13 protein-coding genes are annotated in these 13,762 nt (G+C 66.6%); 11 read left to right on the top strand and 2 right to left on the bottom strand.

Annotated elements, in window-relative coordinates; all coding sequences use genetic code 11:
• Window positions 1-35 precede the first annotated feature (35 nt).
• From AAHH99_RS21600 to AAHH99_RS21580, 5 genes are all read left to right on the top strand, one after another.
• Entirely contained in the window at window positions 36-668 is a 633-nt protein-coding gene (locus AAHH99_RS21600) for a hypothetical protein (protein WP_418770525.1), read from the top strand.
• A gap of 40 nt (window positions 669-708) precedes the next feature.
• Window positions 709-1,074 (top strand): thioredoxin, encoded by a 366-nt coding sequence (trxA, locus tag AAHH99_RS21595; RefSeq protein ID WP_064395502.1) that lies wholly within the window; start codon window positions 709-711, stop codon window positions 1,072-1,074.
• A gap of 26 nt (window positions 1,075-1,100) precedes the next feature.
• On the top strand, window positions 1,101-1,949 hold the full coding sequence (locus AAHH99_RS21590) for an enoyl-CoA hydratase (protein WP_418770524.1): 849 nt from the start codon (window positions 1,101-1,103) through the stop codon (window positions 1,947-1,949).
• Between the two features lie 12 nt (window positions 1,950-1,961).
• A complete protein-coding gene (locus tag AAHH99_RS21585; protein WP_418770523.1) occupies window positions 1,962-3,590 on the top strand; it encodes an ABC-F family ATP-binding cassette domain-containing protein in 1,629 nt (542 codons plus the stop codon).
• A gap of 103 nt (window positions 3,591-3,693) precedes the next feature.
• On the top strand, window positions 3,694-3,885 hold the full coding sequence (locus AAHH99_RS21580; RefSeq protein ID WP_064348432.1) for a helix-turn-helix domain-containing protein: 192 nt from the start codon (window positions 3,694-3,696) through the stop codon (window positions 3,883-3,885).
• Here the strand turns inward: AAHH99_RS21580 and AAHH99_RS21575 are convergent.
• A complete protein-coding gene (locus AAHH99_RS21575) occupies window positions 3,882-4,475 on the bottom strand; it encodes a TetR/AcrR family transcriptional regulator (protein WP_418770522.1) in 594 nt (197 codons plus the stop codon). The two genes, AAHH99_RS21580 and AAHH99_RS21575, sit on opposite strands and share 4 nt — an antisense overlap.
• 19 nt (window positions 4,476-4,494) lie before the next feature.
• Window positions 4,495-7,362: an aconitate hydratase gene (locus AAHH99_RS21570; RefSeq protein ID WP_418770521.1), complete on the bottom strand. Its 2,868-nt coding sequence runs from the start codon at window positions 7,360-7,362 to the stop codon at window positions 4,495-4,497.
• Between the two features lie 159 nt (window positions 7,363-7,521).
• Between AAHH99_RS21570 and AAHH99_RS21565 the strand changes: the two genes are divergently transcribed.
• From AAHH99_RS21565 to AAHH99_RS21540, 6 genes are all read left to right on the top strand, one after another.
• Complete coding sequence (locus AAHH99_RS21565) at window positions 7,522-8,085, top strand: DUF6676 family protein (RefSeq protein WP_418770520.1); 564 nt, start codon at window positions 7,522-7,524, stop codon at window positions 8,083-8,085.
• Window positions 8,086-8,330: 245 nt separating this feature from the next.
• On the top strand, window positions 8,331-9,755 hold the full coding sequence (ripA, locus tag AAHH99_RS21560) for an NlpC/P60 family peptidoglycan endopeptidase RipA (RefSeq protein ID WP_418770519.1): 1,425 nt from the start codon (window positions 8,331-8,333) through the stop codon (window positions 9,753-9,755).
• Between the two features lie 31 nt (window positions 9,756-9,786).
• The gene (gene ripB, locus AAHH99_RS21555; RefSeq protein WP_418770518.1) at window positions 9,787-10,494 is read left to right on the top strand and encodes an NlpC/P60 family peptidoglycan endopeptidase RipB; all 708 of its coding nucleotides are present in this window, start codon (window positions 9,787-9,789) and stop codon (window positions 10,492-10,494) included.
• Window positions 10,495-10,629: 135 nt separating this feature from the next.
• The gene (locus tag AAHH99_RS21550) at window positions 10,630-11,778 is read left to right on the top strand and encodes an AAA family ATPase (protein ID WP_064406405.1); all 1,149 of its coding nucleotides are present in this window, start codon (window positions 10,630-10,632) and stop codon (window positions 11,776-11,778) included.
• On the top strand, window positions 11,775-12,722 hold the full coding sequence (locus tag AAHH99_RS21545) for a DUF58 domain-containing protein (RefSeq protein WP_064406116.1): 948 nt from the start codon (window positions 11,775-11,777) through the stop codon (window positions 12,720-12,722). The genes AAHH99_RS21550 and AAHH99_RS21545 overlap by 4 nt, the downstream gene beginning before the upstream one ends.
• Window positions 12,723-12,743: 21 nt before the next feature.
• Window positions 12,744-13,751, top strand: a complete 1,008-nt coding sequence (locus AAHH99_RS21540) for a VWA domain-containing protein (protein ID WP_418770517.1) — start codon at window positions 12,744-12,746, stop codon at window positions 13,749-13,751.
• Window positions 13,752-13,762: the final 11 nt, after the last annotated feature.

The following is a 13,762-nucleotide window of genomic DNA, read 5'->3' as shown; positions in this document are numbered from 1 at the left end:
GATTCGGCGCGCGGCGTCCGTACGCTCGATGCGATATGACGCACCCTTACGTCGCCACTCGCCGCCAACTGCGCGGGGTGGCCGAAAGCCTGATCGCCGGCCCGCAATACCGGTCCGCAGGCACGATCAGGCTCGCCGTTCGGCCTGACGGGTTCGCCGCGGTCGCCCTACCCCTGTCGGTGCACGGCACCGACCTGGTGTTTCTGGACGGCAGCGTTCCGCTGGCCGGCCGAGTCGAGGCCATCGCCGAGGCGGCCGGTGTGGCGCCCGGCCCTCCCGACGGCGTCTACCGGATCGTCGACCCGTTGCCCGCCGACGCCGATCTCGAGCTCGATCCCGATGCCGCGGCGTGGCTTCAGCGTGCCCACTACGCCGGCGGATATGCGCTGAAACATGTTCTACCGGAGCAGCATCCGACGCTGTGGCCGGAACACTTCGACGTCGCCGCCGTCGAGGACGCGGTGAACTACGGGGTCTCGGCCGGTGACGAAACCCATCCGACGCCGTATGCGTACGTCGGCCCGTGGCAACAGCGGACGGGTCCGTTCTGGAACGCGCCGTTCGGGGCCCTTTATCCACTCGACGCCACACATGACGTCGACACTCTGGCCGCCCGGATCACCGAATTCTTCGAGCGCGGCCGCACTGAACTGGGTATCCGTCCGTAGGCTGGGAACAGACAGCTGACCATCAGCGTTAGGAATCAACGTGGCTACCCAAGACATCACTGCCGAACAATTCAACAACACCATCAATGACAACGAGATCGTGCTGGTGGATTTCTGGGCGTCGTGGTGTGGCCCGTGTAAGGCGTTCGCGCCCACGTTCGCGGCGTCCTCCGAACAACACCCCGATGTGGTGTACGCCAAGGTCGACACCGAGGCCGAGCAGGAGCTGGCCGCCGCGGCCGACATCCGGTCCATCCCCACGCTGATGGCGTTCAAGAAAGGCAAGCTGGTGTTCAACCAGGCAGGCGCGTTGCCGCCGGCCGCCCTCGAGGAACTGGTTCAGCGCGTCAAGGAGTTCGACATCGACGCGGCGATCGCCGCGCAGGACAACGGTCAGCCGGAGTGATCGTCCGCACGCGATAGCGTGCATGGGTGAGCGAGCACGCAGACAACAACACCGACGATCACGAGAGCGGCTTCGTCCTGGTCGACCGACCGCGCCCCGGCCTCGCGCTGGTCACGCTGAACCGCCCCGAACGGATGAACTCCATGGCGTTCGACGTCATGGTTCCACTCAAGAAGGTGCTCGACGAGCTGACCTACGACAATTCGGTGCGGGCGGTCGTGCTCACGGGTGCAGGCCGCGGATTCTCCTCGGGGGCGGATCACAAGTCGGCCGGTTCCGTGCCGCACATCGACGGGTTGACCCGGCCGACGTTCGCGCTGCGCTCGATGGAGGTGCTCGACGACGTCATCCTGTCCCTGCGCAAGATGCACCAGCCGGTCATCGCGGCGGTCAACGGCGCCGCGATCGGCGGGGGCTTGTGCCTGGCGCTGGCCTGCGACATCCGCGTGGCAGCCGACGGTGCCTACTTCCGCGCGGCCGGCATCAACAACGGCCTGACCGCCAGTGAGCTGGGGTTGTCCTATCTGCTTCCGCGAGCCATCGGCACGTCGCGGGCGTTCGAGCTGATGCTGACCGGACGTGACGTCGACGCCGCGGAGGCCGCACGCATCGGCCTGGTGTCGCGCGCGGTGCCCGGCGAGGACCTGCTAGAGGTTTGCTACCAGATGGGGGAGCGCATTGCGGCGTTCTCCCGGCCTGGAATCGAGTTGACCAAGCGCACACTTTGGAGTGGACTGGACGCCGGTAGCCTGGAAGGGCATATGCAAACCGAGGGTCTCGGACAACTGTTCGTCCGTTTGCTCACCGCCAACTTCGAAGAAGCGGTGGCGGCGCGCGCCGAAAAACGAGACCCCGCATTCACCGACGATAAGTAAGGACAGCACAGCGTGATCACCGCAACGGACCTCGAGGTCCGCGCCGGGGCGCGCACATTGCTGTCCACCGACGGGACCGCGCTTCGCGTGCAGCCCGGCGACCGGATCGGACTGGTCGGCCGCAACGGCGCGGGTAAGACCACCACGATGCGCATCCTCGCCGGCGAGGGCGAGCCGTATGCGGGCGACATCATCCGCAACGGCGAGATCGGTTATCTGCCACAGGATCCCAGAGAAGGCGACCTGGACGTGCTCGCCAGGGACCGGGTCCTCTCCGCGCGCGGCCTGGACACCCTGCTTGCCGAACTCGAGAAGCAGCAGCTTCTGATGGCCGAAGTCGCCGACGACGCCGCCCGCGACAAGGCCGTGCGCAAGTACGGCCAACTCGAGGAGCGGTTCGCCGCGCTGGGCGGTTACGCCGCCGAGAGCGAGGCCGGCCGGATCTGCGCCAGCCTCGGGCTGCCGGAGCGGGTCCTCACCCAACCGCTGCGCACACTCTCCGGCGGGCAGCGCCGGCGCGTGGAACTGGCCCGGATCCTGTTCGCCGCCTCCGACAGCGGCGCGGGCTCGAGCACGACGCTGCTGCTCGACGAACCGACCAACCACCTCGACGCCGACTCCATCGGCTGGCTGCGGGAGTTCCTGCAGAACCATCCCGGTGGCCTGGTCGTCATCAGTCACAACGTCGATCTGCTCGCCGACGTGGTGAACCGGGTGTGGTTCCTCGACGCCGTCCGCAGCGAAGTCGACGTCTACAACATGGGCTGGCAGAAATACCTCGACGCCCGGGCGACCGACGAAGCCCGGCGCCGCCGCGAACGCGCCAACGCCGAACGCAAGGCGTCCGCGCTGCGTACCCAGGCGGCCAAAATGGGGGCCAAGGCCACCAAAGCCGTTGCCGCGCAGAACATGCTGCGTCGCGCGGATCGGATGATGGCCGCACTCGACGAGGAACGCGTCGCCGACAAAGTGGCGCGCATCAAGTTCCCGACCCCCGCGCCGTGTGGGCGAACCCCGCTCGTCGCCAAGGGGTTGACCAAGAACTACGGCTCACTCGAGGTCTTCACCGGCGTCGACCTGGCGATCGATCGTGGGTCACGAGTAGTGGTGCTGGGACTCAACGGTGCAGGCAAAACCACCCTGTTGCGCCTGCTGGCGGGAACGGAGACGCCCGACGCCGGTCGACTCGAACCCGGTCATGGCCTCAAGCTCGGCTACTTCGCCCAAGAGCACGACACCCTCGACAACAACGCGACGGTGTGGGAGAACATCCGCCACGCGGCGCCCGACACCGGCGAGCAGGATCTGCGCGGGCTCTTGGGCGCCTTCATGTTCAGCGGACCGCAGCTGGATCAGCCGGCGGGCACGCTGTCCGGCGGCGAGAAGACCCGGCTGGCGCTGGCCGGCCTGGTCGCGTCGACCGCGAACGTGCTGCTGCTCGACGAGCCGACGAATAACCTCGATCCCGCATCGCGCGAGCAGGTGCTCGATGCGCTGCGCAGCTACGTCGGCGCGGTGGTGTTGGTGACCCATGATCCCGGGGCCGCCGAGGCGCTCGAACCGCAACGCGTGGTCCTGCTTCCGGATGGCACCGAGGACTACTGGTCCGAGGATTATCGCGACCTGATCGAGTTGGCTTGACCCGGCTTGGCCATTACGCGAAGCGTTTGGCCAATTTCAAACGCTGTGTGTAACCGCTTTCTACGCTGGGTATCCGTCGGGGCATCGAAGCGGGGAGGTGCTGATGAAGAAGCTGGACAAGTCGAGAGACCAGTTGCTCAACGAGCTGCGGAGTGCTTACGAGGGTGGGGCAAGTATCCGTACTCTGGTCGCGTCCACGGGACGCTCGTACGGTTCGATCCACAGCATGCTGCGTGAGTCGGGTACCACGATGCGCAGCCGTGGGGGTCCGAACCACCGCAGCAGGCGCCGCTAGTCGCCCTGCCGCACGGTCTCTTGGTCGCGTCGCTGCCGCAGTGACGCCTCGACCAGGTCCAGTACGGCACTGAGCTTTTCGGGATCGTCCCCCGACGCCAAACGTGCGACCAGGCCGTCGAGGACGAGGTCGAGATAGGTCTGCAACACGGCGCTGGGGACGTCGTCGCGCAGCCGGCCCGCCTGTTTCTGCATGCGCAGCCGCTGGGTCGTGGCCACCGACAGTTCGGCGGACCGCTCTGCCCAACCGCGGTGAAATTCCGGATCGTTGCGCAGCTTTCGCGCGATCTCGAGGCGGGTGGCCAGCCAGTCGAACTGATCGGGCGCGGCCAGCATGTCGCGCATGACTTGGACCAGCCCCTCGCGCGCGGCGACATCGGCCATGCGCTCGGCGTCCTCACGGGCCAGTTCGAAGAACAGGGTGTCCTTGTCGCGGAAGTGGTGGAAGATGGCGCCGCGCGACAGCCCGATCGTCTGCTCGAGCCGCCGCACGGTCGCCTTGTCGTAGCCGTACTCCGCGAAACACCGGCGGGCGCCGTCGAGGATCTGCCGACGACGCGCCGCCAGGTGGTCGTCGGTCACCCGGGGCAACGCGGCTGTCCCTTCCGAGCTACTGGTTCTCGAGCATATTGCGCAGTACGTACTGCAGGATGCCGCCGTTGCGGTAGTAGTCAGCCTCACCCGGGGTGTCGATGCGCACTTCCGCGTCGAACTCGACCTTGGAGCCGTCCTCCTTTGCCGCGGTGACGTGCACCGTCTTGGGCGTCTTACCCTCGTTGAGCTCTTCGATGCCGGTGATGTCGAACGTCTCTGTGCCGTCGATGCCCAGCGACTCCGCCGACTCGCCCTCAGGGAACTGCAGCGGGATCACGCCCATGCCGATCAGGTTCGACCGGTGGATCCGCTCGAACGACTCGGTGATCACCGCGCGCACACCCAGCAGCCCCGTGCCCTTGGCCGCCCAGTCGCGCGACGAACCCGAACCGTACTCCTTGCCGCCGAGCACGACGAGCGGAATATCCTGCGCCGCATAGTTTTGCGCGGCGTCATAGATGAATGCCTGCTCGCCGTCCTTGGTGAAGTCGCGGGTGTAGCCACCCGAGACGTCGTCGAGCAACTGGTTGCGCAGTCGGATGTTGGCGAACGTACCGCGGATCATCACCTCGTGGTTGCCGCGCCGGGAACCGAACGAGTTGTAGTCCGCACGTTCGACGCCATGCTCGTCGAGATACTGCGCCGCAGGCGTGCCCGGCTTGATGGCACCGGCCGGGGATATGTGGTCGGTGGTCACCGAATCACCCAGCAGCGCCAGCACTCTCGCGCCCTTGATATCGGTCACCGGTTCAGGTTCGGCCGACATCCCGTCGAAGTACGGGGGCTTGCGCACGTAGGTCGAGTCGTCGGCCCATTCGAAGGTGTTGCCCTCCGGGGTCGGCAGGTTGCGCCAGCGCTCGTCACCCTTGAAGACGTCGGCGTAGTTCTTGGTGAACATCTCCTGGCTGATCGCATCGGCGATCGTGTCGTTGATGTCGGACTGCGACGGCCAGATGTCGCGCAGGTACACCTCGTTGCCGTCGGAGTCGGTGCCCAGGCAGTCGTTGTCGAAGTCGAAGTCCATCTTGCCCGCCAGGGCGTAGGCGACCACCAGTGGTGGGGACGCCAGATAGTTCATCTTCACGTCCGGGTTGATGCGGCCCTCGAAGTTGCGGTTGCCCGACAGCACCGCCGTCACCGCGAGGTCGTTGTCGTTGACGGCCTTGCTGATCTCCTCGGGCAGGGGGCCACTATTGCCGATGCAAGTCGTGCAGCCGTAGCCGACCAAGAAGAAGCCCAGCTTCTCCAGATACGGCCACAGTCCAGCCTTCTCGTAGTAGTCGGTGACCACCTGCGAGCCCGGCGCCATCGTCGTCTTCACCCACGGCTTGGTGGTCAGCCCCCTGTCGACCGCGTTCTTGGCCAGCAGCGCCGCGCCGAGCATCACCTCGGGGTTGGAGGTGTTGGTGCACGACGTGATCGCTGCGATCACCACCGCGCCGTGGTCGAGCACGAACTCGCCCAATTCGTCCGATTTCACGGTCACCGGCTTGCTCGGCCGGCCCTCCGGTTCAACCGCCGCCGATTCGACGTGCCCGGGCGGCGCGCCGTTGCTGGCGTACTCGGTATTGCGCACCGGATCGCTTGCAGGGAAGGTCTCATCGACGGCTTCGTCGAGCTTGGAATACTCCGCCTCCTGCTGGTCGTCGCCGACATAGTCGAGAATGTCCCGGCGAAAGGCAGACTTGGCCTCGTTGAGCGCGATGCGGTCCTGCGGGCGCTTCGGTCCGGCGATCGACGGCACCACGTCGGACAGGTCCAGCTCGATGTACTCGGAGAACTTGGGTTCCTGCTTCGGGTCGTGCCAGATGCCCTGTTCCTTGGCGTACGCCTCGACCAGCGCCAGTTGTTCCTCACTGCGCCCGGTGAAGCGCAGATAACTGATGGTCTCCTCGTCGATGGGGAAGATCGCCGCGGTGGAACCGAACTCGGGGCTCATGTTGCCCAGCGTGGCCCGGTTGGCCAGCGGCACTTCGGCCACACCGTCGCCGTAGAACTCGACGAACTTGCCAACCACACCGTGCTCGCGCAGCATCTCGGTGACCGTGAGCACCACATCGGTGGCCGTCACGCCCGGTTGCCGCTCACCGGTCAGCTTGAACCCGACGACACGGGGAATGAGCATCGACACGGGCTGGCCGAGCATCGCGGCCTCAGCCTCGATACCGCCGACGCCCCAGCCGAGCACGCCGAGACCGTTGACCATGGTGGTGTGGCTGTCGGTGCCCACACAGGTGTCCGGGTAGGCAACGCGGATCTCTTCACCCGCCCCTGCTTCGCCCGCCCGACCGCGGTCCATCACGACGCTGGCCAGGTATTCGATGTTGACCTGGTGGACGATGCCGGTGCCCGGCGGAACCACCTTGAAGTCGTCGAAGGCGCCCTGGCCCCAACGCAGGAACTGGTAGCGCTCGCCGTTGCGTTCGTACTCGATCTCGACGTTGCGCTCGAACGCGTCTTCGCGGCCGAACAGGTCGGCGATCACCGAGTGGTCGATCACCAGGTCGGCGGGGGCGAGGGGGTTGACCTTCTCGGGGTCACCGCCGAGGTCGGCGATCGCTTCGCGCATGGTGGCCAGGTCGACAATGCACGGCACACCGGTGAAGTCCTGCATCACCACGCGCGCGGGGGTGAACTGGATCTCCACGCTGGGATCGGCGTCGGGATCCCAGTTGGCGATGGCCTCGATGTGGTCCTTGGTGATGTTGGCGCCGTCCTCGTTGCGCAGCAGGTTCTCGGCAAGGACCTTCAGGCTGTAGGGCAGCTTGTCGGTACCCGGCACCGCGTCGAGGCGGTAGATCTCGTAGCTCTTGTCTCCGACCTTCAGGGTGTCGCGGGCGTCAAAAGAATTGGGGGAAGAATTTTCCGTATTACCTTTGCTCACATCAACTCCCGGCTAGTTCTCGCAGCCGACGGGCTGTGACGGCCGCGTTACAACTCTAACAGTACGCTTGTCCTGTAAAACGGTCAGGGTCGGTTCTCAGTCTCGTACCCACCGCGCGTGCTGTCACTCTGCTGAGTACCCATCACGTACGGTTCTTCTGTGTTCGGACCACATGTGATTCCGTTACTGCCGGCCTACATCCCGCCCGACGTCTGCGGGCCCGTGGGCATGGACCCCGCGACCACGCCGGTCGACACGTGTTTGAACCTGGTCATCGAAGACGTCCGCGACGACGGGGTGAGCGCCTCGCCCACACCCGAAAACGAGGGTCTGCCCGACGTGGTCGCCGAGGCCCAGCAGAAGGGCATCGACCTGAAGATCGTCGTCGTGAACCAGAACCCGCCGATCGACACGCCACTGCGCGATGTCGCGACCGAGGTGGGCGAGGCGTTTCCCGGGTCGACGGTGCTGGTGCTCAGCCCGACGGACTCGGGCACCTTCAGTACGACCTTCGACCGCATGACACTGGAGGCGGGCCAGGACGTCGCCGAAGGGCGCGGTCCGGTGCAGGGTTCGCAGAATTTCCTCAGTGAGCTGACGGCAACACACTTTCCGTGGACCGCATTGACGATTGTGGTCGTTCTGGGAGTGGTTGCCGCCGTTATCGGTACGCGACTTTTGCAGGTTCGCGCCAAGCGTCAAGCGTCGCGCGAGAACGCCTAAAAACCCACTGCGCCAACGGTTTTGGGGCGGCCGCGGAACGCCCCGGTACGGGCGAAGTCACGACCCGATAACACTTCTTTCAATTACAAACTTGTAATTCGCGACTTAAGTTTCTTTGGCGTCAGATGTGACGTACGGTGCAATCGGTAACTGTGTTGTAGATGTGCATCGTGTGACAAATGAGCACAGTCACCGTGACGAATGTGTCCGCACGTTCGCCTGAAGCCATAGGAGAACTGAGTCGGATGAGACGCACACCTGGCGCATCCGCTACGCGGCCGTGTGGACGGTTCTGCGCGGCCCTGATCGTGGCAGCCATGTTGTCCACGACGCCCGGCCTGGCCCTCGCGCAACCCGGCAGCCCCGACAGCCTCGCCGCGCTGGTCGCCGCCGTCGCCGATGCCGATCAGAAGTTGCAGGATCTCGGCGCCGAGATTCAGCAGCAACAGGAAAGCGTCAACAAGGCGATCCTCGACGTGCAGACCGCCCGAGACAACGCCGACGCCGCACAGCGTGAGGTCGACGCGAGCCGGCAGCGCGTCGAGCACGCCAACATCGCGATCGAGCAGGCGCAGAAGCGGTTCAACTCCTTCGCCGCCGCGACGTACGTAAACGGCCCCTCGGACTCTTACCTGACCGCGGGCGATCCCGCCGAGGTCATCAAGACCGCCGCGGCAGGGCAGACGCTGGCGATCAGCTCGCAGCAGGTGATCGCCGATCTGCAGCGGGCCCGCACCGAGCAGGTCAACCGCGAGTCCGCAGCGCGGCTAGCCAAGCAGAACGCCGACAAGGCCGTCGCCGACGCCGAAGCCAGCCAGCAATCCGCGGTTTCGGCTCTGACCAACGCGCAGGAGACCTTCAAGTCCCAGCAGGCTCAGCTCGACAAGCTGGCCGCCGAGCGCAAGGCCGCGCAGACCAAGCTCGCCGAGGCGCGTACTCAGGCCGCTCCGACGCAACCGGCGGGGGCTGCCGCGCAACCGGCGGCCGCCGCGACGCCGAAAAGCCCGGACTGGGACCGCGCCCCGCAGGGCGTCGACCCCGGCACCGGTAACTGGGCCACGCCGTGGGACCCGACGTTGCCCGCGATCCCCAGCGCCTTCGTCAGCGGCGACCCGATCGCGATCATCAACGCGGTTCTCGGTATCGCGTCGACCTCGGCACAGGTGACCCAGGACCTCGGTCGCAAGTTCCTGCAGTCGCTGGGAATCCTCCCGCAACCGGCCGCCGCGCCGGCCTTCAACAACGGCGCGATTCCCCGCGTCTACGGCAGGCAGGCGACCGAGTTCGTGATCAAGCGGGCCATGTCGCAGATGGGCGTGCCCTACTCGTGGGGCGGCGGCAACGCTGCCGGACCGAGCCGCGGCATCGACTCCGGTGCGGGCACAGTCGGTTTCGACTGTTCGGGCCTGATGCTCTACGCGTTCGCAGGCGTCGGCATCAAGCTCGACCACTATTCGGGTTCCCAGTACAACGCCGGGCGCAAGGTCCCGACGTCACAGATGCGCCGCGGCGACATGTTGTTCTGGGGCCCCAACGCCAGCCAGCACGTGGCGCTGTACCTCGGCGACGGACAAATGATCGAAGCGCCCTATACGGGTTCGGTGGTGAAGATTTCGCCGGTACGTACCAGCGGCATGACCCCGTACGCGACTCGTCTCATCGAATGGTGAGCGGTCAGAAGCGAAAGACGTTAGGAAAACTTTGCGTGTCAAGCTGATTCGGTTCTTGGGCGGTTGTGCGCTGCTGGTGGCGACCGTCGCGCTCACCGTCGGGCTGGCGACGCCGGCGACGTCCGCACCCGAAGACGGCCAGTGGGATCCGACGCTGCCCAAATTGATCAGCGCCGGCGCCCCTGGCGATCCTCTCGCGATCGCCAACGCGTCGCTCGCGGCGACCGCCCAGGCCACCGAAGTCACGATGAGCCTGGGCCGCAAGTTCCTGTCCACCCTGGGTCTCGCGCCACCCGAGGCGGCCACGGCGAGTGTCGCGCCGGGCCGGGTGCGCGGACCGCAGGCGATCGAGTACGTCATCCGTCGCGGCGCCTCACAGATGGGCGTGCCGTACTCATGGGGCGGCGGCAAGCCCAACGGCCCGAGCCGGGGCATCGACTCGGGGGCCAACACCGTCGGGTTCGACTGCTCGGGTTTCACCCAATTCTCGTTCGCCGGGGTCGGGGTGCTGATCCCGAAGTACTCCGGCGACCAGTACGACACCGGCCGTAAGGTGCCGACGTCGCAGGCCAAGCGCGGCGACCTGCTGTTCTGGGGTCCCGGCGGCAGCCAGCACGTCGCCATCTACCTGGGCGGCGGACAGATGCTCGAGTCCTCGGGCAGCGCGGGCAAGGTCACGGTGGGCCCGGTGCGTCACTCCGGCCTTCAGCCGTATGTGGCGCGCATCATCGAATCCTGAGCGGAGCCTGAGCCGAAGCTGAACGTTTCGGGCGGCGTCGACGGATTCTGCCGTGCCTGGAATAGTTGACGTCGAGCGTGCGGCCGCGACCGGCCTGCGCCGCTTTGACCAGCGAGTTATGTGGAAGGAACGTTGATGACCTCACCGAGTGGGCCGTCGCAGGGGCCTGGAGGCTACCCCGGCCAGGCACCGGCACAGGGATACCAGGGCTCACACGCCGCACCGTCGGGCCCGGCTTCCCAGAACGGCGGTCTGCAGCAGGAGGTCCACACGCTCGAGCGGGCCGTCTTCGAGGTCAAGCGCATCATCGTCGGACAGGACCAACTGGTCGAGCGCATGCTGGTCGGTTTGCTCGCCAAGGGCCACGTACTGCTAGAGGGTGTGCCCGGCGTGGCCAAGACGCTGGCCGTCGAGACCTTCGCCAAGGTGGTGGGCGGCACCTTCGCCCGCATCCAGTTCACGCCCGACCTGGTACCGACCGACATCGTCGGTACCCGCATCTACCGGGTGGGCAAGGAGGAGTTCGACATCGAGCTCGGGCCCGTCGTGGTCAATTTCCTGCTCGCCGACGAGATCAATCGCGCCCCTGCCAAGGTGCAGTCGGCGCTCCTCGAGGTCATGGCCGAGCGCAAGATCTCCATCGGCGGTAAGACGTTCCCGTTGCCCCAGCCGTTCCTGGTGATGGCCACGCAGAACCCGATCGAGCAGGAGGGCGTGTATGCCCTGCCCGAGGCTCAGCGGGACCGCTTCCTGTTCAAGCTGAACATCGACTACCCGTCGCCCGAGGAGGAGCGGGAGATCATCTACCGGATGGGCGTCAAGCCGCCGGAGCCCAAGCAGATCCTTGCGCCCGGCGACCTGCTGCGTCTGCAGGACGTGGCGGCCAACAACTTTGTGCACCACGCGCTGGTCGACTACGTCGTCCGTGTGGTGACCGCGACGCGTCAGCCCGAGAAGTTCGGGATGCCCGATGCGAAGGCGTGGATCGCCTACGGCGCCTCGCCGCGCGCATCGCTGGGCATCATCGCGGCGTCGCGCGCGCTGGCTCTCGTGCGGGGACGCGACTACGTGATCCCGCAGGATGTCGTTGAGGTCATCCCCGATGTGCTGCGGCACCGGTTGGTGTTGACCTACGACGCGTTGGCCGACGAGATCTCTGCCGAGACGGTGATCAACCGTATCCTGCAGACCGTGGCCCTGCCGCAGGTGAACGCCATTCCGCAGCAAGGTCATTCGGTGCCACCCGTCGTGCCCGCCGCCGCTGGTGCGGCCAGCAATCGGTGACCAGCTCCCGACGCTCCGTCGATCTGCCGTCGCTGAAGCGCGGCGAGATCCGTGACCCCGCGCTGAGCGCGGCGCTGCGCAAGCTCGAGCTGACGGTGCGCCGCAAGCTCGACGGCGTGCTGCACGGCGACCACCTCGGCCTGCTGCCCGGCCCGGGTTCGGAACCGGGGGAGTCACGGCTCTACCAGCCCGGCGACGACGTGCGCCGGATGGATTGGTCGGTCACGGCGCGCACCACGCATCCGCACGTGCGGCAGATGATCGCCGACCGCGAACTCGAGACCTGGCTCGTGATCGATATGTCGGCCAGCCTCGACTTCGGTACAACCGGCTGCGAGAAGCGCGATCTCGCGGTGGCCGCCGCGGCGGCGATCACGTTCCTCAACAGCGGGGGCGGTAACCGGATCGGTGCGATCATCGCCAACGGCGACACCGTGCGGCGGGTGCCTGCGCTGTCGGGCCGGATGCACGAGCAGGAGATGCTGCGCGCGATCGCGACGATGCCGAAGGCGCCTGCCGGCGTCCGCGGGGACCTGGCCGCCGCGATCGACGCGTTGCGCAGGCCCGAGCGGCGCCGTGGCATGGCGGTGATCATCAGCGACTTCCTCGGCCCGATCAACTGGATGCGCCCGCTGCGGGCCATCGCGGGGCGCCACGAGGTGCTCGGAATCGAAGTGCTCGACCCGCGCGACGTCGAACTGCCCGCGGTCGGCGAAGTGGTGCTGCAGGACGCCGAGACCGGGGTGACCCGTGAGTTCACCATCGACGAGCAGTTGCGCGACGACTTCGAGCGGGCGGCCGCGGCACACCGCGCGGAGGTGGCCAGGACGTTGCGGCGATGCGATGCGCCGCTGCTGACGCTGCGCACCGATCGCGACTGGATCGCCGACGTCGTCCGGTTCGTCGCCAACCGCAGGCGTGGCGCGCTGGCGGGCCACGCCTGATATCGAGATGATTAGGCGCACATGACATTGCCGTTGCTCGGACCCATGACGCTGTCGGGTTTCGAAAACGCCTGGTTTTTTCTGTTCCTGCTCGCGGTGGTCGGGATCGTCGGGCTCTACATGGTCGTCCAGCTGGCCCGGCATCGGCGGATGCTGCGGTTCGCCAACATGGAGTTGTTGGAAAGCGTTGCGCCGAAACGACCTTCGCGCTGGCGGCATCTTCCCGCGATCCTGCTCGTCATCGGTCTGGTGTTGCTGACGGTGGCGATGGCAGGACCCACGCACGACGTCCGCATTCCGCGCAACCGCGCGGTGGTGATGCTCGTGATGGACGTCTCGCAGTCGATGCGCGCCACCGACGTCGCCCCCAACCGGATGGCAGCCGCCCAGGAGGCGTCCAAACAGTTCGCCGACGAACTCACCCCGGGAATAAACCTGGGCTTGATCTCCTACGCGGGCACGGCGACGGTGCTGGTGTCGCCGACCACGGGCCGGGAGGCCACCAAGGCCGCAATCGACAAACTGGAGTTCGCCGACCGCACGGCGACCGGTGAGGGCATCTTCACGGCTCTGCAGGCGATCGCCACCGTGGGGGCGGTGATCGGCGGCGGCGACGAACCCCCGCCTGCGCGCATCGTGTTGTTCTCCGACGGCAAGGAGACCGTGCCGTCGAACCCGGACAACCCCAAGGGCGCCTACACCGCGGCCCGCACCGCCAAGGACCAGGGGGTGCCGATCTCGACGATCTCGTTCGGCACGCCGTACGGCTACGTCGAGATCAACGACCAGCGCCAGCCCGTACCGGTCGACGACGAGATGCTCAAGAAGATCGCCGATCTGTCCGGCGGCGAGGCGTTCACCGCGTCGAGCCTCCAACAGCTGCGAGAGGTCTATGCCAACCTGCAGCAGCAGATCGGCTACGAGACGATCCGCGGCGATGCGAGCGTGGGGTGGCTGCGGCTGGGAACGCTGGCCCTGGCGATGGCGACGCTGGCGGCCCTGTTCATCAACCGTCGTCTGCCGAACTGATTTGCAAGGGA

The sequence above is a fragment of the Mycobacterium neumannii genome (genome assembly GCF_048452905.1).
GTDB lineage: Bacteria > Actinomycetota > Actinomycetes > Mycobacteriales > Mycobacteriaceae > Mycobacterium > Mycobacterium neumannii_B.
Note: the sequence above shows the minus strand (reverse complement) of the source record. Positions and strands in the feature narration are given on the sequence as shown.